General features: G+C 31.5%; 18 protein-coding genes. 13 read left to right on the top strand and 5 right to left on the bottom strand.

Annotated elements, in window-relative coordinates; genetic code table 11:
- Positions 1 to 182: 182 nt before the first annotated feature.
- The 6 genes from gdhA to ACYUJ6_RS08445 all read left to right on the top strand — a co-directional run bounded on the left by gdhA (position 183) and on the right by ACYUJ6_RS08445 (position 7,310).
- Positions 183 to 1,544, top strand: coding sequence for an NADP-specific glutamate dehydrogenase (gene gdhA / locus ACYUJ6_RS08470; protein WP_461845374.1), 1,362 nt, complete (start codon positions 183 to 185; stop codon positions 1,542 to 1,544).
- Positions 1,545 to 1,780: 236 nt separating this feature from the next.
- On the top strand, positions 1,781 to 3,004 hold the full coding sequence (locus ACYUJ6_RS08465) for a BaiN/RdsA family NAD(P)/FAD-dependent oxidoreductase (RefSeq protein ID WP_461845373.1): 1,224 nt from the start codon (positions 1,781 to 1,783) through the stop codon (positions 3,002 to 3,004).
- A 149-nt stretch (positions 3,005 to 3,153) separates the two neighbouring features.
- A complete protein-coding gene (cmk, locus tag ACYUJ6_RS08460) occupies positions 3,154 to 3,834 on the top strand; it encodes a (d)CMP kinase (RefSeq protein ID WP_461845372.1) in 681 nt (226 codons plus the stop codon).
- Between the two features lie 4 nt (positions 3,835 to 3,838).
- Positions 3,839 to 5,752: a bifunctional 4-hydroxy-3-methylbut-2-enyl diphosphate reductase/30S ribosomal protein S1 gene (locus ACYUJ6_RS08455; RefSeq protein WP_461845371.1), complete on the top strand. Its 1,914-nt coding sequence runs from the start codon at positions 3,839 to 3,841 to the stop codon at positions 5,750 to 5,752.
- A 257-nt stretch (positions 5,753 to 6,009) separates the two neighbouring features.
- Positions 6,010 to 6,390 carry an adenosylmethionine decarboxylase gene (speD, locus tag ACYUJ6_RS08450; RefSeq protein ID WP_461845370.1) on the top strand — a complete coding sequence of 127 codons (381 nt, stop codon included), beginning with the start codon at positions 6,010 to 6,012 and terminating at the stop codon, positions 6,388 to 6,390.
- Between the two features lie 47 nt (positions 6,391 to 6,437).
- Positions 6,438 to 7,310: a GNAT family N-acetyltransferase gene (locus ACYUJ6_RS08445; RefSeq protein WP_461845369.1), complete on the top strand. Its 873-nt coding sequence runs from the start codon at positions 6,438 to 6,440 to the stop codon at positions 7,308 to 7,310.
- Between the two features lie 63 nt (positions 7,311 to 7,373).
- On the opposite strand, the gene ACYUJ6_RS08440 is transcribed toward ACYUJ6_RS08445, so the two are convergent.
- The 3 genes from ACYUJ6_RS08440 to ACYUJ6_RS08430 are packed head-to-tail and all read right to left on the bottom strand — an operon-like array spanning position 7,374 to position 10,024.
- Entirely contained in the window at positions 7,374 to 8,570 is a 1,197-nt protein-coding gene (locus ACYUJ6_RS08440; RefSeq protein WP_461845368.1) for a pyridoxal phosphate-dependent aminotransferase, read from the bottom strand.
- A 56-nt stretch (positions 8,571 to 8,626) separates the two neighbouring features.
- Positions 8,627 to 8,782, bottom strand: a complete 156-nt coding sequence (locus ACYUJ6_RS08435; RefSeq protein ID WP_461845367.1) for a hypothetical protein — start codon at positions 8,780 to 8,782, stop codon at positions 8,627 to 8,629.
- 57 nt (positions 8,783 to 8,839) lie between these two features.
- Positions 8,840 to 10,024: an aminotransferase-like domain-containing protein gene (locus ACYUJ6_RS08430; protein WP_461845366.1), complete on the bottom strand. Its 1,185-nt coding sequence runs from the start codon at positions 10,022 to 10,024 to the stop codon at positions 8,840 to 8,842.
- Between the two features lie 454 nt (positions 10,025 to 10,478).
- Here ACYUJ6_RS08430 and miaB point away from each other — a divergent pair, with 454 nt between their 5' ends.
- The 6 genes from miaB (at position 10,479) to ACYUJ6_RS08400 (ending at position 19,094) form a co-directional block, all read left to right on the top strand.
- The gene (gene miaB / locus ACYUJ6_RS08425) at positions 10,479 to 11,852 is read left to right on the top strand and encodes a tRNA (N6-isopentenyl adenosine(37)-C2)-methylthiotransferase MiaB (RefSeq protein WP_461845365.1); all 1,374 of its coding nucleotides are present in this window, start codon (positions 10,479 to 10,481) and stop codon (positions 11,850 to 11,852) included.
- A gap of 14 nt (positions 11,853 to 11,866) precedes the next feature.
- Positions 11,867 to 14,509, top strand: a complete 2,643-nt coding sequence (gene mutS, locus ACYUJ6_RS08420) for a DNA mismatch repair protein MutS (RefSeq protein ID WP_461845364.1) — start codon at positions 11,867 to 11,869, stop codon at positions 14,507 to 14,509.
- Between the two features lie 21 nt (positions 14,510 to 14,530).
- Entirely contained in the window at positions 14,531 to 16,381 is a 1,851-nt protein-coding gene (gene mutL / locus ACYUJ6_RS08415) for a DNA mismatch repair endonuclease MutL (RefSeq protein ID WP_461845363.1), read from the top strand.
- Positions 16,382 to 16,391: 10 nt separating this feature from the next.
- Positions 16,392 to 17,324 (top strand): tRNA (adenosine(37)-N6)-dimethylallyltransferase MiaA, encoded by a 933-nt coding sequence (gene miaA, locus ACYUJ6_RS08410; protein WP_461845362.1) that lies wholly within the window; start codon positions 16,392 to 16,394, stop codon positions 17,322 to 17,324.
- Between the two features lie 134 nt (positions 17,325 to 17,458).
- Entirely contained in the window at positions 17,459 to 17,707 is a 249-nt protein-coding gene (hfq, locus tag ACYUJ6_RS08405; RefSeq protein WP_369703880.1) for an RNA chaperone Hfq, read from the top strand.
- Between the two features lie 106 nt (positions 17,708 to 17,813).
- Positions 17,814 to 19,094 (top strand): methionine gamma-lyase family protein, encoded by a 1,281-nt coding sequence (locus ACYUJ6_RS08400; RefSeq protein WP_461845361.1) that lies wholly within the window; start codon positions 17,814 to 17,816, stop codon positions 19,092 to 19,094.
- Positions 19,095 to 19,215: 121 nt separating this feature from the next.
- Here the strand turns inward: ACYUJ6_RS08400 and lexA are convergent, their stop codons facing one another.
- On the bottom strand, positions 19,216 to 19,824 hold the full coding sequence (gene lexA / locus ACYUJ6_RS08395) for a transcriptional repressor LexA (RefSeq protein WP_461845360.1): 609 nt from the start codon (positions 19,822 to 19,824) through the stop codon (positions 19,216 to 19,218).
- 104 nt (positions 19,825 to 19,928) lie between these two features.
- Between lexA and ACYUJ6_RS08390 the strand changes: the two genes are divergently transcribed.
- Positions 19,929 to 20,336 (top strand): hypothetical protein, encoded by a 408-nt coding sequence (locus ACYUJ6_RS08390; protein WP_461845359.1) that lies wholly within the window; start codon positions 19,929 to 19,931, stop codon positions 20,334 to 20,336.
- 64 nt (positions 20,337 to 20,400) lie between these two features.
- On the opposite strand, the gene ACYUJ6_RS08385 is transcribed toward ACYUJ6_RS08390, so the two are convergent.
- Positions 20,401 to 21,387 (bottom strand): tyrosine recombinase XerC, encoded by a 987-nt coding sequence (locus ACYUJ6_RS08385; RefSeq protein ID WP_461845358.1) that lies wholly within the window; start codon positions 21,385 to 21,387, stop codon positions 20,401 to 20,403.
- Positions 21,388 to 21,391 lie beyond the last annotated feature (4 nt).

Below are 21,391 nucleotides of genomic sequence, written 5' to 3'. Positions count from 1 at the left end.
AGATTTGAAAAATTGAATGATATACAACAATTTTTAAAATTTTTAAAAGAATTTATGTGAATTAAGAAGGAAATTTTAACTTTGTATAGAATACCTTTACTATAAGATAAATTATAAATGTCTTAATTCTATAATTTATAAATTAAGTGATTAATAATCACATAGGGAGGGTGTTATTACTTATGACTGAACAAAAAGTGCAAAATTATATCAATGGAGTAATTGAAAAAGTAAAAGCAAGAAATTCAAATGAGCCTGAATTCCTGCAAACGGTGGAAGAAGTTTTGGGAACCATAGGACCAGTATTTGAAAAGCATCCCGAATACATGGAAGAAAATCTTTTGGAAAGATTTTGTGAGCCGGAAAGACAAATAGTTTTCAGAGTTCCCTGGGTAGATGACAATGGCAAAGTACAGGTCAACAGAGGATTCAGAGTTCAGTTTAATGGATGCATAGGTCCCTATAAAGGAGGACTTAGATTTCATTCATCCGTTTATATAGGAATTATCAAATTCTTAGGATTTGAACAAATACTTAAAAATTCACTGACAGGACTTCCAATAGGAGGAGCTAAAGGTGGTTCGGATTTCGATCCAAGAGGAAAATCCAACGGAGAAGTAAGAAGATTTTGCGAAAGCTTTATGACTGAATTATACAGACATATAGGTCCTGATATAGATGTTCCTGCTGGTGATATAGGCGTAGGAGCAAGAGAAGTGGGATATTTATATGGACAGTATAGAAGATTAAAAGGTGTCTTTGAAAACGGCGTTATTACAGGAAAAGGATTATCTTACGGTGGAAGCTTGATAAGACCAGAAGCAACTGGTTTTGGTGCAACTTATTTCTGTCAGGAACTTCTTAAACACGAAGGAACTGATTTAAAAGGTAAAACCATAGCTATATCAGGATTTGGAAATGTTGCATGGGGAGTATGTAAAAAAGTTGCTCAATTGGGTGGAAAAGTTGTTACTATTTCTGGACCAGATGGATATGTATATGATCCTGATGGAGTAGTTACCGATGAAAAAATAAACTATTTATTGGAAATGCGTGCTTCTGGAAGAGATAAGGTAAAAGATTATGCAGATAAATTTGGCGCTAAATTCTTTGCAAATGAAAAGCCATGGGGAGTTAAAGTTGATATAATAATGCCATGTGCTACTCAGAATGATATACAGCTGGAACATGCTAAACAAATAGTTAACAATGGAATTAAATTTGTATGTGAAGTTGCCAATATGCCTTGCACTAATGAAGCCGTACAATATTTCTTGAAAAACAACGTAATAGTTGGTCCTTCAAAAGCTGCTAATGCTGGTGGAGTTGCTACTTCTGCACTTGAAATGTCACAAAATAGTGAAAGATTATCATGGTCAGCAGAAGAAGTTGATGAAAAACTCCATGGTATAATGATTAATATATATAATAATTGTAAAAATGCATCCCAAAATTATGGATTTGGATATAATTTAGTAGCAGGAGCTAACATTGCCGGATTTGTAAAAGTAGCAGATGCAATGTATGCACAGGGAGTTTACTAATATTGATGTAAGATTTTAAATGGGCGAATTTAAAATAGATTCGCCTGTTTTTTATATTAAGTTAAAATATATTACATAAAATCTCCATTACAATACAATTGTAATGGATGCTGCAGATATTTAAAATTAAAGATTACAAATTTATATAATATTTATATTGAATAAATCCGTACAGTATATTACTATAATAAGAGTAATATACGTATTTTTTATACAAAATAGGGTGTGTGGAACTAATGGCAAAAGTAATAATAATTGGCGGTGGCCCATCTGGAATGATGGCGGCAATAGCTGCTGCAAAAAACAATAATGAAACTACTATAGTTGAAAAAAATGAAAAACTAGGTAAAAAGATGTTTATATCAGGGAAGGGAAGATGCAATATAACCAGCTGGAAAAGCATAGATGAGTTCTTTGATTATATTCCCGGGAATCCTCACTTTTTATACAGTTCCCTCTATTCATTTACAAATGAAGACACTATGAATTTCTTTAATGACCTGGGGGTCAAACTAAAAGTTGAAAGAGGCGATAGAGTTTTTCCTGAATCGGATAAATCTTCCGACTTAATTGAAGCCATGAAAAAACAGCTTACTAAAGAAAAGGTATCAATAAAATTAAACTCCAGGGTAAAAGGATTTATTCTCAATGATAAGTTTATAAAATCAGTTCAGCTAGAGGATAATTCCATAATAAAAGGAGATTGTTTTATACTCTGTACAGGAGGATTGTCTTATCCTCAAACCGGTTCCACAGGAGATGGTTATAAGATAGCCAAAAATTTAGGCCATACCATAACAAATTTGAATCCTGCTCTGGTTCCCATGGGAATAAATGAAAATTGGATAAAAAAGCTTCAGGGACTTTCATTAAAAAATGTAACCTTAAGCATAGTGGATTCTGAAAATAATATTTTATATAAGGAATTCGGTGAAATGTTATTTACTCATTTTGGAATATCCGGTCCTATTGTATTAAGTGCAAGCAGAGTGGTAAAAAACAATACAAATTTAAAAGCAGTTATAAATTTAAAACCTGCCCTGCAATTTGAACAACTGGATAAAAGAGTTCAAAAAGACTTTTTGAAGTATTCAAACAAAGACTTTAAAAATTCTCTGGATGATTTACTTCCTAAAAAATTGACAGATGTAATTGTAGATTTATCTAATATAGCACCGGATAAAAAATGTAATTCTATAACTAAAGAAGAAAGATTGAATTTAGTAAATTTACTTCAAAATCTTTCAATGAACATAAAGGGACTTCGTCCTATATCAGAGGCCATAGTTACTTCTGGAGGAGTAAGCGTAAAAGAAATAGATCCATCTACAATGAGATCCAAAATAATATCTAATTTGTATTTTGCAGGAGAACTAATAGATGTAGATGGTTATACTGGAGGTTTTAACATGCAAATTGCTCTATCCACTGGATTTCTAGCTGGAACCCAAATCAAGTGACTTTGTATTTGAAATTCACTTTGATGTATTAAATTAATCCTATAAAATAAAGGATTTTATACTTTTTTATAGAATATATAATAAAATATAGTATGTATAAAATTTGACTTGTAAATTATATGGCTTCATTAGAAAGGCGGAATACTATTTTGAATATATCTGTAGCAATTGATGGTCCTGCAGCAGCAGGTAAAAGTACCATAGCAAATATCATAGCCCATAAATTTAACCTTGTTTACATAAATACGGGATTGATGTACAGAGCTGTCACTCTTATGTGCATGAGAGAAAATATAAACTATACAGATGCAGAAGGTGTCTGTAAAATTGCAAATTCACTTAAGATAGATTTTAAAGGTGACAAAATCATAGTAAATGGCGAGGATTTTACAGAACTTATAAAATATCCCAAGATAAGCAGCAATGTATCTAATTATGCTGCCGTTTCTGAGCTGCGAAAATTACTGGTAGATCTACAGCAGAAAATGGCATCAAAATACAATGTAATCATGGATGGACGTGATATAGGCACCGTGGTTTTAAAAAACACTCCGCTAAAATTTTTTCTTACAGCTAGTGCCAGTGAAAGGGCCAGGAGACGATGTATGGAACTTAATGAAAAAAATATACCTGCAGAGTATGATAAAATATTGGATGAGATAATTAAAAGAGATTATATAGATTCACATAGAACAACTTCGCCCTTTGTAAAATCAGAAGATGCCATAGAAATAGATTCTTCTAACCTTTCCATTTTAGATGTGGTAGAAGTTATCTCAGGATACATAAGAAAATACATTGAAGAACACAATTTAGAAAACTCAAGGTGAAATTATGAAAATTATATTAGCAGATAAATCTGGATTTTGTTTTGGAGTAAAAAGGGCCGTTGAAGAAGCTGTAAGCACCCAGAAAAAATTCAAAAAAAACATATACACTTTAGGACCTTTAATTCATAATAATAATGTAGTAAAAAAATTAGAGGAAAAAGGGATATTTTCTATACAAATTGATGACATAAGCAGTCTTAAAGATGGAGATGTGATTATAATACGCTCCCATGGAGTACCTGAATATATATTTACTCTTTTGAGGAGCAAAAAAATAAATATAGTAGATGCTACCTGTCCATATGTTTCAAATATACAAAGAAAAGTACAAAAATATTATAAATTAGGGTATTCTATATTAATAGTAGGTGATAAAGATCACCCTGAAGTACTTGGGATAAATGGCTGGTGTGAAAATACTGCAATTATATCCAAGGATGGATTAAACTTAGGGAAACTTCCATCAAAGCTTTGCATAGTATCACAGACTACAGAAAGACAATCCAACTGGCGAAAAGTACTAAATGTAGTAATTGAACAATGTAAAGAGTTTATTGCCTTTAATACAATATGCAGTGCCACAGAATTTCGTCAAAAGTCTGCAGATAATATTTCAAAAAAAGTTGATATGATGATAGTATTGGGAGGGAAAAACAGTTCTAATACCACTAAGTTATATGAAATATGTAAAAATAATTGTAAAAATACTATTCATGTTGAAAATTCAGGAGAAATACCTGATAATATAATTAGATCTAATAAAATAAAAACTATAGGTGTTACAGCAGGAGCTTCAACACCAGATTGGATAATAAAGGAGGCAATTTTAAAAATGAGTGATGACAAAAATTTAGAATTAAATGAACAACTATCTTACATGGATAAAAATGATACTCAAATAATACTAGGAGAAAAAATCAAGGGTACTGTAATATCTGTAAATCCAAATGAGGCTTTTTTAAATATAGGATATAAATCGGATGGTATACTTCCTAAATCTGAAATAACCAAAAATGAAGAGGATGATTTGGAACAACTAATACATTTAGGTGATGAATTAGAAGTCAAGGTACTGCGAAGACAAAATGAAGATGGATATGTAGTATTATCTAAAATAGAATTGGATAGAGAAAATGCTTATAGAGAATTAAAAGAAAATAATGGGAAGGACACTGTCCTGCAGGTCACAGTAAAAGAAGCCGTAAATGGCGGACTTGTGGCAAACTATAAAGGTGCCAGGGTTTTCATACCAGCTTCTCATGTGGAATTATATCATGTAAATGATCTTTCCCAATATGTAAATAAAGAATTAAATGTAAATATAATTGAATTTAAAGAGGAAAAAAGAGGAACCAGAATAGTAGCTTCAAGAAGAGAAATCTTAAGAGCAGAAAGAGAAAAAATGGAGGAAAAAACCTGGAACATACTTCAAAAAGATACTGTAGCAGAGGGAGAAGTTAGAAGATTAACCAATTTTGGTGCTTTTGTTGATGTACAGGGAGTTGATGGACTGCTTCACGTATCTGAACTGTCCTGGGGAAGAATAGGCAAGCCAAGTGACGTTTTAAAAATAGGAGATAAAATTAAAGTTTATATATTGGATGTGGATAAAGATAAGAGAAAATTATCATTATCTTTGAAAAAGCTTATGGAGGATCCCTGGAACAACGTTGATATAAAATATCCAGTAGGCAGTGTTGTGCTTGGGAAGGTAGTTAGGTTTGCAAGTTTTGGTGCTTTTGTAGAATTGGAGCCTGGAGTGGATGCACTTGTTCATATATCTCAAATAAGCCACAAAAGAATAGATAAGCCTGAGGATGTGCTAAAAATAGGTGAGGAAGTAAAAGCAAAGATTTTAGAAGTTAATAAGGATAATGAAAAAATAGCTTTAAGTATAAAAGAAGTAGATGAGATCTAATATTATAAATTTTTACAATACAATTGTTTCCAGCATTTTAAATTTAATCTTTCCGTTAACTTACTACCTTAGAAATTGAAATATAATCTTTTTTACAATACTTCTTTTCATTCAATATATGTAGCAAATGAAAGAAATATTTAAAGATTAAAAGATTTCAAAAAGTAACTTTTTAATACAATCATATATATTGACTTTTTTGTTATTTTTGATAAAATTTAATTGTTATATTTTATCTAAGGGGGTAAATATGAAAAATGAATGAATTAGGGCGACACATTTTAGCAGAAATCTATGGATGTGATGCTGAAATACTGGACAATAAAGAATTTATAGAAAGAACAATGGTGGATTCTGCATTAAAAGCAGGTGCCGAAGTGAGAGAAGTTGCTTTTCACAAATTCAGCCCTCAAGGGGTGAGTGGTGTAGTTATAATATCAGAATCCCATTTAACCATTCATACATGGCCAGAACTTGGTTATGCTGCTGTGGACATATTTACTTGCGGAGATAGAATAAATCCCTGGGATGCCTGCAATTATATGACTGAAAGGTTTAATGCAAAAAATATGACAGCAACAGAGATAAAAAGAGGTATCTTCGAACATGTAGTAGAAGTAAGAGCTTCAAATATATAAGAGATCATCGTCTAAGGTGATCTTTTATTTTATAAGGTGAAAATTAAATGTATAAATGCATAAAGTTAATAAAAAAAAATTTAAAATATTTTAGGGAACTAAATAGGAAAAGATCTTTATTTAATTCTTTAAATAAAGATTTTTTTCAAATTTATGACAATTGTAACTTTGCCCAGCAAATGATTTTAAGAAGAAAAGTAAAACTTATTAAAACCAATGTTAAGTACATAGGCTATATTTGGACAGATATCTATCATAAAAATATTTGTAATATAAATGCCCTCAACGTAGTATGTGGATATAATAATATGGACAATTTACCTTATAAACATTTGATAAATACTATCAGAGAACATTATACTGTAAAATATTTATGTGAGAACAACAACTATAATTTCAACTTATTAAAAAGCATGGGATTTGAAAAAAAAGAGGGTACCTTAATTTTGTATAAGGAATTATCCGAAAACATACATTTAATCTTAAATAAAGAACTTGAATTTGAAATACTACAAAAGGGCAGGGATGAAGAAAAAAGATGCGAAATACAGAATAAAATATTTGAAGAAGATGACAGAGTTCCCCTTACTCTGGAAGATATTCTTTTTGATGAGATTCAAGATTATTACTTTGAAAGAGGATCAGTTTTCTTAAAAAAAAGCAATGAATATATAGGTTATGGCCAATTTATAATAGAAAAGGGGATTCCTGTTATAGTAAATTTCGGAATAATCAAAGAATATAGGGGCAAGGGATATAGTAAATGCCTTTTAGCATATCTTCTGAAACTAATATATTTCAATGGATTTAATAAAATAGTAATAAAAGTACGGGACTCCAATTATATAGCTTTAAACTTGTATAAAAGTATTGGATTCAAAGTGGAAAAGGAACAATATCATTTAGAATTAAAACGTTAAAACAATATATAGAAAAAGGTTCCCAAATAATGTGGGAACCTTTTTTATATCCAATTACTCTTTTTACTCTTTGGTTCTTTTATATTCATCTATTGCTATTTTCAATAGGCTTACAGCATCCTTTAAGTCATCACAATTTAAACAATAGGATATTCTTATTTCATCTTGTCCTAATCCAGGAGTAGCATAAAAACCATTGGCAGGAGCAACCATTACTGTCTTGCCATCCTTGCTGAAATCAGTTAATAAGAACTTTGCAAAGTTCTCTGCATTTTTAACAGGCAATTTAGCAACTACATAAAAGGCACCTGTAGGTTTCTTGCATACTACGCCAGAAATTTTACTCAGGCCTTCCATCAATATATCTCTTCTCTTTTGATATTCTTTTCTTGTTTCAACAAAGTAACTTTCAGGGGTATCCTTTAATGCAACAGCTCCAACTTGTTCAACAGTAGGTACACAAAGTCTTGATTGACATAATTTCATTATGTTGTGCATAAACTCTTGATTTTTTGAAGCAACTAATCCTATTCTTGCACCACAAGCACTATAACGTTTTGATATACTATCTACAATTATTACTCTATCTTGAATATCTTTTAAGCTAAGAGTAGATGTATATTGAAGTCCATCATATACAAATTCTCTATAAACTTCATCAGCTATTAAATATAAGTCATGTTCTTTAGCTATATCTCCAAGCATTCTAAGTTCTTCAGGTGTATACACTGTTCCTGTTGGATTTCCAGGATTTGAAATCATAAGTGCCCTTGTCTTATCAGTTATTTTACTTTCTATAACTGCCTTGTCTGGCAGGTGAAATCCATCTTCTGCTTTTGTCAGATAAGGAACCATTTTAGCTGAAGCCGTTTCCGCAAAGCCATTGTAGTTTGTATAAAATGGTTCAGGTGAAACTATTTCATCTCCCGGATCACATATTGTCATAAAAGTTAACATTATGGCTTCACTGCCGCCATTGGTCACTACTAATTCATTTTTATTGAATTCAGTACCCCATTTTTTATAATACTCTATAAAGCTTTCCTGAAGCTCATCCATTCCCTGTGATTCCGTATATGCCAGGACACTTGTTTTGAAATTTTCAATTGCCTTAAAAAATAAATCCGGAGTCTTTACATCAGGTTGTCCAATATTTAAGTGATAAACCTTTACACCTCTCTTTTTAGCTTCAGCAGCATAAGGTGCCAATTTACGTATAGGTGAAAATTGCATATTTAAAATTCTATTTGATAACTTCATAAGAATTATCCCTCCACTTTTGATTTAAATTATGAAAATGTAAGAATAAAATCCTCTCATTTAATCATATTTTTCATAGGAACATGAATTGACTTTAATTCAAACATGCTTTGATTTTGTAAATTGTTGAAATAACCTCTGTCTCCAATACAATTAGCTCTCAATTTACCTTTATTTTCTTCCAGTTCTTTAAAATTTTTTATATCATACATGATATCATCTCCTTTTAGAGAAAGTTTAACCTAAAAGGAGAGATTTTATTCTGTAAATTAATAATATTTATAAAGAACCTTTCCAAGTCTTTTGATTCCCTCTATAATCTTTTCTTCCGACATACATGAATAATTTAATCTAAAATAATTATCCCGGACACCATTTGGGAAAAAAGAGCCTCCTGGAACATATGCTACTTTTTCTTTTAACGCTTCTTCCAATATTTCTTTAGAACTTAAGCCTTCTTTTAATTGAACCCAAGTAAACAGTCCTCCGTAAGGATTGGTATGCTTAACTTCTCTTGGAAAATAATCATCCATACCTTTAAGCATAAGAGTTCGACGTTTACCATAAACTTTTTTTATTTCACTTATATGCTCGTTTAAATCGTAAGTTTCCATAAATAAGGCAGTGGCCCTTTGATCCAAGCTGCTAGACTGAAGATCCGCCCCCTGTTTTATTATAACATATTTTTGAAGTATGTCAGGAGCAGCACATATCCATCCAATTCTAAACCCAGGACAAAATGTCTTCGAATATGTGCCAAGATATATTACCCATCCACCTTTATCAAAACTTTTTATAGAAGGATGAGTTGTGCCCTCAAAAATAAGTTCTCCATAAGGATTGTCCTCAATAACAGGAATTTTATATTCTTCAGCCAGTTCAGCCAGTTTTTTTCTCCTGTCATCAGACATAGTTATTCCTGTAGGATTTTGAAAATCTGGAATGGTATAAATCATCTTGACTCTTTTATCTTTTTTGAGTTCTTCCTCCAGTTTTTCCATTATCATACCATTTTCATCCATTTCTATTTCAGTAAATTTAGGTCTGTAGGCTTTAAATGCATTAATTGCTCCCATATAACTTGGACTTTCACATATTATAGTGTCTCCCTCATTTACCAGCATTTTTGCGGAAAATTCAATTCCCTGTTGAGATCCGCTAGTTATAATTATGTCTTCACCAGTTACATGTACTCCTGAAGCAACCATTCTTTGTTTCGCTATTATTTCCCTTAATGGTTTGAATCCTTCTGTAGTACTATATTGCATAGCACAAGTTCCATCTTTTTCTAAAACATTTTGCATTACTTTTTTCATTTCTTCTACAGGAAATAATTCTGGTGCAGGTAATCCTCCAGCAAAAGAAATTATTTCAGGCATTTCAGTTAATTTTAAAAGCTCCCTTATCTCTGAAGCTTTTAGTCCATCTGCTCGCTGTGAAAAGTTTATTTTCATGAAAAAAATCCACCCCCCCAATAGATACTAAAATACTTTAATGTTTCTATCACCTCCTTATAAATAAACTCTCTAGGTATTATCATTTCATTAATAAATTAATAGTAGATATTTAGAAGTCGAAAAAATCAGAAAAATTTTATTGCTGACTTCTTTCTTTATAAATATATCATCCTATATTATAATAATATAATTTTTACAGGATCTTTTCAATAAGAATTTTAATATAGTAGCATTTTTATGAATTTTATATAACACATATAAATATTTAGAGTATAATTTTAATAAGCAAATATATTATGTTGTTAATAAAGTGAAAGGATTTGATGCTTTTTGAGTCTAAAAAGTTTCCTTAGATATATTATAATAGCAGCAGTAATTTCAGCGTGTTTACACAATTAGATATTAACGATATAATTATAGGGTAAAATCAATATGAATTGGAGAACAGAAAATGATAACACAGAAATGTACTACAAATACACAAAATTGCAGTAAAAATCAGAAATATAAAACCTTTTTTATTGAAACATGGGGCTGCCAGATGAATGAAGAGGACTCAGAAAAATTATCCGGAATATTAAAAAAAATGGGATATAAAAAAGCAGAAAATAAAACTCATGCAGATTTGATTATATTCAATACCTGTTGTGTAAGAGAAAATGCAGAGCATAAGGTATATGGGAATCTAGGTGCTTTAAAAAATTTAAAGATTCAAAATCCTCAGCTTATAATAGCTGTATGCGGATGCATGATGCAGCAAAAACACATGGCGGAAAATATAATTAAAAAATATCCCTTTGTAGATATAATTTTTGGAACACATAATGCCTATAAGTTTCCTCAATATTTAAATACATTATATCAGGAAAACAGCCCAGTGGTTGAAATTCAGGACAGGGAAACAGGAATTACAGAAGGGATTCCAATAGACAGGGAAAGTAGCATAAAGGCTTTTGTAACCATAATGTACGGCTGCAATAACTTCTGCACTTATTGTATAGTTCCTTATGTAAGGGGAAGAGAGAGAAGCAGAAATCCTAAAGATATTGAAAAGGAAATAAGGGATCTGGTTTCAAAAGGGTATAGAGAAATCACACTTTTAGGACAGAATGTAAACTCATATGGTAAAAATCTGACTCCAAAAATAAGTTTCAGTGAACTTTTAAAGAAAATAAATAAGATAAACGGGCTTGAAAGAATCAGATTTATGACATCACACCCTAAGGATTTAACTGAAGATGTTATAGATACAATTTCAGAATGTGATAAAGTATGTGAACAGATACATCTTCCAGTACAATCCGGTTCTACTGATATATTAAAAAAAATGAACAGAAATTATTCCAAAGAACAGTACTTAAATCTAATATACAGGATAAGAGAAAAAATTCCCGGGGCATCCATTACTACAGATATAATGGTTGGATTTCCAGGTGAAACGGAAAGTGACTTTGAAGAAACCCTGGATCTGGTAAAAAAAGTAGAATATGATTCTGCTTTTACTTTCATATATTCTAGAAGAAAAGATACTCCTGCCGATAAGTCCAAAGATCAGATTCCCGAGGATGTAAAACATGAAAGATTCAACAGGCTTGTAGAAGTTATAAACAAATGCTCTGCTAAGAAAAATAAAGCCTACCTGGGAAAAGTAGAAGAAATATTAGTGGAAGGTATCAGTAAAAATGACATCACAAAACTTATGGGAAGAACAAGAACGGGAAAACTGGTTAATTTTGAAGGTGATAAAGACTTTATAGGTAAATTGGTTAAAGTTGAAATAACTAAATCAAATTCCTTTTCACTTTCAGGTAAACAGATACGATAAAAGGAGGAACTAAAGTGTCATTAACTCCAATGATGAAACAGTACATGGAAGTAAAAGAAAAATATAAAGACTATATACTTTTTTTTAGATTAGGTGATTTTTATGAAATGTTTTTTGATGATGCAAAAACAGCAGCTAGAGAACTGGAATTAGTTCTTACTGGAAGAGACTGCGGTCTGGAAGAAAGAGCACCTATGTGTGGTATTCCATATCATGCTGCCAATCCATATGTGGGCCGGCTGATAAATAAAGGTTATAAAATAGCCATATGTGAACAATTGGAGGACCCTGCTCTTGCAAAAGGTATAGTAAAGAGGGGAATCATTAAACTTATAACTCCTGGTACCTATACTGATTCCACCTTTTTAGAAGAAAATAAAAACAACTATATAATGTGTTTGTACATAGATGAAAATAATAATTCCGCACTATGCTTTGCAGATGTATCCACAGGGGAATTTAATTGTACAGACACTCCTTTTAATTTATCTATAATTTTAGACGAAATATCCAAGTATAACCCAAAGGAAATTCTCCTTCAAAAAAATATTGATCACTCTGCATTAAATGAAATAAAAGAATTTTTCAATGGATCTTTTACCAAGTTGGATGAAGACTATTTTTCTCAGGATACAGAAAAAATATTAAGAGAACAATTTACAGATTTCAATCCTCAAAAATACAAGTTTGAGACTATAAAATGCTGTGGTTCCCTTTTAAAATATATACATGAAACACAAAAGGCCAACTTTTCCCACATAAATAGATTTCAATATTATAATGTAGTGGATTATTTGACCATAGATGGTAACTCCAGAAAAAACCTGGAAATAACGGAAAGCCTGAGAGAAAATAAGAAAAAGGGCTCCCTTTTATGGGTCATAGATAAAACCAATACTTCCATGGGAGGAAGACAGCTTAGAAGATGGTTGGAACAACCACTTATGGATAGAAATAAAATAATTGAGAGATTGGATTCTGTAGAAGAACTCTCCAGTAACATATCCTATCATGAAGATTTAAAGGAAGCATTAAAAAACATATATGACATTGAGAGATTGGTGGGGAAAATATCTTCTAAAAGCGTAAATGCCAGGGATTTAAATTTTCTCAAAAGTTCAATAGAAAAAATACCTGATGTAAAGTCCATATTGTCACATTTTAAAACCAATTTATTAAAAAACATGTATGAAAATTTAGATGAACTAAAAGATATATACTTACTGATAGATGGTTCTATATTGGAGAATCCTTCTATTTCCCTAAAAGAGGGCAATTTGATAAAAGAAGGATACAATAAAAAGATAGATGAATTAAAGGGAATAAAAATCCATGGAAAGGATTGGATAGCAGCTCTTGAACGCAGAGAAAGAGATATTACCAAAATAAGATCGTTAAAAATAGGTTATAACAAAGTATTTGGATATTATATTGAAATAACTAAAAGCAATTTGAATTTGGTTCCGGAAGGCAGATATATAAGAAAGCAGACTCTTTCCAACGCAGAAAGATACATAACTCCAGAGTTAAAAGAAATGGAAGATAAGATTTTAGGAGCAGAAGATGAATTGATATCTTTAGAATATAATACTTTTATAGAAATAAGGGATACCATAGAAAAGGAAGTTCATAGAATGCAATCTTCTGCTGAAATAATTTCCCAGGTTGACTGTTTGAGCTCTCTGGCAAAAGTAGCTGTAGAAAATAATTATTGTAAACCTGAAATGACTCTTTCAAATAAAATATCCATAAAAGAGGGAAGGCATCCTGTAGTGGAAAATATGATTCCATCAGGAGATTTTATATCCAATAATGTAAATATGGATACCTCTGAAAATCAGCTTCTTTTAATAACAGGGCCCAATATGGCAGGTAAATCCACTTACATGCGCCAGGTGGCTTTAATTGTAATTATGGCTCAAATTGGAAGCTTTGTACCGGCTAAAAGTGCTTCTATATCTATTTGTGACAAGATATTCACCAGGATAGGGGCATCAGATGATCTGGCTTCAGGGAAAAGTACCTTTATGGTAGAAATGTGGGAGGTTTCAAATATATTAAAAAACGCCACCAATAAAAGCTTGATTTTGCTGGATGAAGTTGGAAGAGGAACCAGCACTTACGATGGGCTCAGTATAGCCTGGGCTGTAATAGAATATATATGCAAGAATAATAAATTAAAAAGCAAAACATTATTTGCAACCCATTACCACGAACTTACCAAGTTGGAAGGCAGGATACAGGGGGTAAAAAACTATTCTGTATCTGTTAAAGAGTCGGGAAACGATATAGTTTTTTTGAGAAAAATCATAAGAGGGGGCGCTGATCAATCCTACGGCATTGAAGTTGCAAAACTTGCCGGACTTCCTGAAGAAGTTTTGAAAAGAGCCAGGGAAATATTGTGCAGCCTGGAAAATAAAAAATCCAATAATTCTTTACATAATAAAAAGACATCCTATAAAAATTCTAATGATGAGGAAGATAATAAAGCCTTGAAAAAAGAAGAAAGTATTAAATTAAATAAGCAATTGGAATTTTCAGATATAAAAAAAGAAACTCTGGTTAAGGAAATTAAAAATATAGACATATTAAATATGACGCCTATGGATGGTTTTAACAAACTTTATGATATAATAAAAAGAGCAAAGTCTATATAAAAACAAAAGGATTGATATACAATGAAAAGAATAAATCTGCTGGATATAAACACTTCAAACAAAATTGCTGCTGGTGAAGTGATAGAAGGTCCTTCATCTGTAGTGAAAGAATTACTTGAAAACAGTATAGACTCAGGAGCTAAAAATATAACTATAGAAATTGAAGAGGGTGGAGAAAAATCTATAAAAGTAATAGATGATGGCTCTGGAATACATCCTATGGATATGGAAAAAGCTTTTATGCCCCATGCTACAAGTAAAATAAACAATGTAGAAGATCTTGGGAAAATAAACACCATGGGGTTTAGAGGTGAAGCTCTGGCAAGTATAGCTGCCGTATCCAATATAACCCTTAAAAGCAGAACCCCTGAGTTTGACTCAGGCAGGGAGATAATAATAAATGGAGGAGTTTTAAAAAGTGTTCAACATAGTGGATGTAATCTTGGAACTACCGTTTTAGTAGAAAACTTATTTTTCAACGTACCTGCAAGACAAAAGTTTTTAAAGTCTTCCAGTAGTGAGTCTGCAGGAATCTCAGATATAGTAAACAGACTCTCTCTGGCTAACGCTCATATTTCTTTTAAATTTTTTAAAAACGGTAAGAAATCTATTACTACTTATGGTACTGGCAATGTAATGGATGTTATACGATGCATATACGGCAAAAACATCTATGAGAATATAACACCCATAGAAAAACACAGTGATATAATTTCAATTTACGGATATATAGGGAATTCCGAGATAAGCCGGGGCAGCAGGAATCATCAAAGCTTATTTGTAAATAAAAGATACGTCAAAAATAAACCTATAACCACAGCTGTAGAAAAAGCTTTTAAGTCTTTCCTGACCATAAATAAATTTCCTTTTTTTATATTGTTCCTGGATATATTTCCTGAATTTATAGATGTAAATGTTCATCCTGCCAAATGGGAGGTAAAATTCAGTGATCCGCGAATGATTTTTAAATTTGTATTTGATACTGTTCATGAAGCTCTTAGAAACAGTTTAAAGGATTCCTTTACCATTGACACAAAAGAGGATGATTTAAAGGCTAATGTCACTGAAGTAAAACAAGTTCAAATTCCAGTTGATTTAAAATCCTTAAATAGTGAAAATTATTTAAAAGAAAATGATAAAGATGAAAGTAAATATAATTCTTTCCATGAAAATATCAATGAACTTCAGCAATATAAACCAAATTTATATAAAAAAGATGATCATTATATACAAAAAAATTCACCGGATAAAATAAATACAGAGATTCAAAAGGGAGAAAATATAACTGCTAAATTTCCACCTCTTAAAATAATCGGCCAATTTTACAATACTTATATAATTGCAGAGGATGGAAGTAATCTATATATGGTGGATCAACATGCTGCCCATGAAAAAATTCTCTTTGAAAAATATAAAAAAAGCATTCAAAAGGGGGAAATATTATCTCAAGTATTAGCCACTCCAGCAGTTATAGAACTTACACCTATTGATTATAATTACTATAGAGAAAATGATGATATATTTAAAAGAACAGGATTCAATATAGAATTATTTGGCGATACGGCCATAAGTATAAGGGAAGTACCTATGATACTTGGAAAACCGGATATTAAAAGTTTATTTACGGATATGCTTGACAATTTGAAAAATATGGGCTCTGGAGATACTTTTGAAGTAAAATATCTTTCCATAGCAACTCTCGCTTGTAAAGCTGCTATTAAAGCAAAGGATCATTTGTCACAAATGGAGATGAATCATTTACTTGAGGAATTAAGGTTTATAGAAGATCCTTTTACCTGCCCTCATGGAAGGCCTGTTATAATAAAATTCACTTTAAATGATCTGGAGAAAAAATTCAAGCGAATACAGTGAGGAGAAAAATATGCAAAATTTATTTATACTGGCAGGGCCTACTGCAGTGGGGAAAAGTGATATCTCCATTAAAATTGCTAAAGAATTACATGGTGAGATAATATCTGCAGACTCCATGCAAATATACAAATATATGAATATAGGTTCTGCTAAAATTACAAAAGAGGAAATGCAGGGAGTACCACATCATTTAATAGATATTATCCAACCAAATATAAGTTTTAATGCATCGAAATACAAAAAACTGGCTGTAAAAGCCATAGATGAAATATACAAGAAAAATAGGCTCCCAATGGTAGTAGGCGGTACAGGACTTTATATTAATTCACTTATTTTCAACTATAATTTTACAGATGCACAGGTAGATAGAAACTATAGGGAACATCTTCAAAAACTGGCCAGTGAAAAGGGGAAAGAATATGTACATTCTCTTTTAAAGGAAGTGGATATGTCTTCCTATGAAAAACTTTATCCCAATGATTTAAAGAGAGTTATCAGAGCTTTAGAAGTTTATAAACTTACGGGAAAAACCATAAGTGAATTTAATCACCAAAATAACTTGTATCAAATACCTTATAGAATATATTATTTTGTATTAACTATGGATCGTGCCAAGTTATACCAGAGAATAAACAATAGGGTAGATATAATGCTGGAAAAAGGGCTTATAAATGAAGTTGACAAATTGAAATCAATGGGTTATACCAGTAATATGCAATCCATGAAGGGTATAGGATATAAGGAGATACTGAGTTATTTAGAAAATAAGATATCTTTGGATGAAGCCATATATTTAGTGAAAAAGGGAAGCAGAAATTATGCCAAAAGGCAATTGACCTGGTTTAGAAAAGACAAAAGAGTCATATGGATAAATGAGGACAATTTCAATTGTTATGAAGAAATAGCTCATCATATAATAAATGTATTTAAAACTGCACAATAGTTTTAAATTTAATATATCAATATGTTTTTATTAAAGCCAGATTTAATATCATTAAATTCTTTTTTCTGCTATATACTAAAGGATTTTTGTGATATTTATATAATTATATAATAAAATTACGGAGGGTGAGAACTATGAGTAAACCAGCTAATAATTTACAGGATATTTTTTTAAACGGTGCAAGAAAAAACAAAATTTCAGTTACCATATATCTGACCAATGGATTTCAAATTAGAGGAACAGTAAAGGGATTTGATAATTTTACAGTTATATTAGATTGTGCTGGCAAACAGATGATGGTATATAAACATGCAATTTCCACTATTACACCCATAAAATCAATCTTATTTAATACACCAATTGAAACAGATGATAAAGAATAACTAAAAAACATCAAGGCATATGGTTATTATAAACTATAGAGAGGAATAGGTACTGCCTATTCCCTTTCTATGTGTTATTTTAACCATATTTAAGGAGGTAAAAATATTGCTGGAAATAACTAAAGAAAAACTTAAAAGCAGATATAAAATAGATAAAAAAATAATAGACTTATACGAAAAGACCCTGAATGATGTGAAAGATCAATTTGAATATTATGATGAAATAAGGGAATATAACCAGATAAAAGTTTTAGATGCCCTTCAGCAGGAAAAAATAAGCGAATCTCATTTTACCAATTCTTCCGGATATGGATATGGTGATATAGGAAGAGATTCTCTGGATAGGGTATATGCCAGAATATTCAATTCGGAAAGTGCACTTGTAAGGCCTCATTTTGTAAATGGTACCCACGCCCTTTGTTGTGCAATTTTTGGCAACTTACGTCCTGGAGATACAATGCTTTCCGTATGTGGTACTCCCTATGATACCCTGCACAGTCTAATAGGAATAGACACGGATAAAAAACTGGGTTCTCTCAAGGAATATGGTATAAATTATGAGCAGGTAAATTTAACTGAAGATAATAAAATAGACTTTAAGAACATAGAGGAGCACCTGAAAAAAAACAGCAAGATAAAATTGGTTCATATACAGAGATCCACCGGATACGGCTGGAGAAAATCTCTTTTAATATCTGAAATCAAAAGTATAATTGATTTTGTAAAACAGATAAACCCAAATGTAATATGTTTTGTAGATAATTGTTACGGAGAATTTATAGATACATTGGAGCCTACAGATGTAGGTGCGGATTTGGCAGCAGGTTCGCTTATAAAAAACATAGGCGGCGGCATAGCTCCTACAGGAGGATATATAGTAGGCAAAAAAGATTACGTCACCCAGGCTTCCTACAGACTCACTGTTCCTGGAATAGGAGGGGAATGCGGCTCCACTTTCGGAGTCATGAGACTTTTATACCAAGGACTATTTTTAGCCCCTCACATTTCTGTAGAGGCAGTAAAAGGCGCTATTTTTTGTGCCAGAATCATGGAACTGGCAGGATTTGAGGTTCTCCCCAAATATAATGATAAAAGAAGTGATATAATACAGGCAATTAAATTCAATGATAAATCAAAATTGATAAATTTCTGCAGTTCCATCCAAAGAGGATCACCTATAGATTCATTTGCCCAGTGTGAGCCCTGGGATATGCCGGGATATTCAGATCAAGTTATAATGGCTGCCGGTGCTTTTGTACAAGGATCTTCCATAGAGTTATCCGCAGATGCCCCTATAAGAGAACCTTATATCGGATATCTTCAAGGAGGACTCACTTTCGATCATGCCAAAGTGGGCATACTAATAGCTTTATCCAGTATATTGTAATTCATACTAAAATTAAAGAATAAAGAACAAAGTTCAAATAACTAACAATTAATGAGGATTTTCGGCTTTTGCTGAAAATCCACCTAATCTGTGCTTTGATATTTGGACTTTGAACTTTTATTTAATATTTTCTATATACACCTACTAATCTGCCTATAATCTTACAGTCATCCACTATAATAGGGGGCATATTCTTGTTTTCCGGCTGCAGCCTTATATTATTTTCTTGTTTGAAAAATCTTTTTAAAGTAGCTTCATTTCCGATTAAAGCTGCAACTATGTCTCCATTTTCAGCAAAATTGGTCTGCTCCAGTATGGAAAAATCTCCGTCCAATATGCCTGCATCTATCATGCTTTCTCCCTTTACTCTCAATATAAATAATTTTCTATCATTTTTAATGAAATCCACGGGTATAGGGAAAAAATCCTCCACATTTTCAGCTGCCAAAATAGGCATGCCTGCAGCTATATCACCTATGATGGGAATGTCAATCATCTCTTTTTGCGGGGTTGATTTTTCTATGATTTCTATAGTTCTGGATTTAATGCCGTCCCTTTTTATAAGCCCTCGTTTTTCCAGTTTCTCCAGATGATTGTGAACAGTAGAAGTAGACCTCAATCCAACAGCCGCACATATTTCTCTAACGGATGGCGGATAACCCTTTTTTTTAATTTGAGACTTTATAAACTCATATATCTGAAGTTGTCTATTGTTACCGTAATCTCTCATAAAAAACACTCCTATAATTTATTTATTTGAATTATATCATAAAAGTTGACAAATATCAAACTTATGTTCTATACTATTTATTATATAATAAGAAGGAGAATATTATGAAAAATAATTATTGTATATTTGACAAAAACAAAGTGTGTGATGACTGCGGCCAGTGTGACTTATGTGACTTAAATCCGGGTAAAAAATGCGACAATTGCGGTAAATGTCTGGAAATGGAAGGTTATGATATGAAGGCTGTAAAAGTTGATGATATTATAGATGATGAAAATGAAGCCAGGAAATATGAAGAAGAAAGCCAATATGATTCAATTGATTCTCATTATCATATTATCAAAGAAGATGACAATGAGAATAGTGAAGAAGGAAATGATGATGACCCTGTTGAATTTATAAATGATATAGATGGTTTGAAAGAAATCTTGGAGAATGAAAATAATTTTAAAAAAATGGCATATGAAGAATATCCCGGTCTTATAAGGATTCAGAAAAAAGACCAAAAATAAATATAATATCAAATCAAAGGCTGGAGAAAAAATCCCAGCCTTTGATTTTTTCATTGAAATGCCATTATTCCTCTTCTTCACTTAAAGGGTTTGACTTTACTGCTTCTCTAAGTTTTTCATCATCCACATGGGTATAGATTTGAGTAGTAGATACATTTTCATGGCCAAGTATTTTTTGAAGACTTCTAATATCTACATTTCCATATTTATACATAAGAGTAGCTGCAGTATGCCTGAGCTTATGAGGCGTATATTTTTCACTGTCCAGCCCGGCATTTTTCAAATACTTTTTCAGCATCAATTCCACAGTTCTTTTATTTATTCTAGTGTAATTTCTGCTTATGAAAAGGGCATCCTTATCCTTTATCTTATTATAATGACTGTTTCTTTCATCCATGTAATTTCTCAGAGCCTTAATGCAGGCTCTGTTTAAATATATAGTTCGCTCTTTATTGCCTTTTCCAACTACAGTTAATGTATCATCTTTAATATTTGATATATTTATACTGCACAATTCAGAAAGCCTCATACCACAGTTTAAAAAAAAGGTTATAATGCAGTAATCTCTTTCTTTGAATTTTCCATCTACAGCTTTTAACAAGACCTTGCTTTCCGCCAGACTCAAATAAATAGGATTTCTCTTGCTTATTTTAGGTGATTCCAATTCCATGGCCGGATTTTCATTTATTATTTTAGCTTTATTATTGAGGTATTTAAAAAAAGACTTTAACGAAGCCACTTTTCTGGCTCTGGTATAGCTTCCGTTATTTCTATAATTTTCAGCAAAGGATATAAAAGCAAACAGATCACTTAAATTTATTTGTTTTATAAAATTTTCATCTATATCACTTATGTTTATTTTTTTGAATTCATAGTTTTCTTCAATTAATCCCTTATAAAGTTTTAAAAATCTAAAAAACATGGTCAAATCCACCTTGTAGCCACTTAAAGTATTTTTTGATTTTCCCCTGATGGTTCCAAGGTAATTTAAAAAATCGTTTAAGCACTTTGGCAGTGCCGGGTTATAGATATGTTTTAAATTATACTTCATAATA

The organism is Clostridium sp. JNZ X4-2 (assembly GCF_054889485.1).
This window is presented reverse-complemented; position numbering and strand designations above follow the sequence as displayed.

Excerpts from the sequence above, each read along its gene's own strand:
- hfq (WP_369703880.1), top strand. The coding sequence starts at position 17,459 with ATGAGTAAACCAGCTAATAATTTACAGGATATTTTTTTAAACGGTGCA.
- gdhA (WP_461845374.1), top strand. The coding sequence starts at position 183 with ATGACTGAACAAAAAGTGCAAAATTATATCAATGGAGTAATTGAAAAA.
- mutL (WP_461845363.1), top strand. The coding sequence starts at position 14,531 with ATGAAAAGAATAAATCTGCTGGATATAAACACTTCAAACAAAATTGCT.
- lexA (WP_461845360.1), bottom strand. The coding sequence starts at position 19,824 with ATGAGAGATTACGGTAACAATAGACAACTTCAGATATATGAGTTTATA.
- ACYUJ6_RS08445 (WP_461845369.1), top strand. The coding sequence starts at position 6,438 with ATGTATAAATGCATAAAGTTAATAAAAAAAAATTTAAAATATTTTAGG.
- ACYUJ6_RS08430 (WP_461845366.1), bottom strand. The coding sequence starts at position 10,024 with ATGAAAATAAACTTTTCACAGCGAGCAGATGGACTAAAAGCTTCAGAG.
- ACYUJ6_RS08465 (WP_461845373.1), top strand. The coding sequence starts at position 1,781 with ATGGCAAAAGTAATAATAATTGGCGGTGGCCCATCTGGAATGATGGCG.
- ACYUJ6_RS08385 (WP_461845358.1), bottom strand. The coding sequence starts at position 21,387 with ATGAAGTATAATTTAAAACATATCTATAACCCGGCACTGCCAAAGTGC.
- ACYUJ6_RS08435 (WP_461845367.1), bottom strand. The coding sequence starts at position 8,782 with ATGTATGATATAAAAAATTTTAAAGAACTGGAAGAAAATAAAGGTAAA.
- ACYUJ6_RS08440 (WP_461845368.1), bottom strand. The coding sequence starts at position 8,570 with ATGAAGTTATCAAATAGAATTTTAAATATGCAATTTTCACCTATACGT.
- ACYUJ6_RS08390 (WP_461845359.1), top strand. The coding sequence starts at position 19,929 with ATGAAAAATAATTATTGTATATTTGACAAAAACAAAGTGTGTGATGAC.
- speD (WP_461845370.1), top strand. The coding sequence starts at position 6,010 with ATGAATGAATTAGGGCGACACATTTTAGCAGAAATCTATGGATGTGAT.
- ACYUJ6_RS08455 (WP_461845371.1), top strand. The coding sequence starts at position 3,839 with ATGAAAATTATATTAGCAGATAAATCTGGATTTTGTTTTGGAGTAAAA.
- miaA (WP_461845362.1), top strand. The coding sequence starts at position 16,392 with ATGCAAAATTTATTTATACTGGCAGGGCCTACTGCAGTGGGGAAAAGT.
- miaB (WP_461845365.1), top strand. The coding sequence starts at position 10,479 with ATGATAACACAGAAATGTACTACAAATACACAAAATTGCAGTAAAAAT.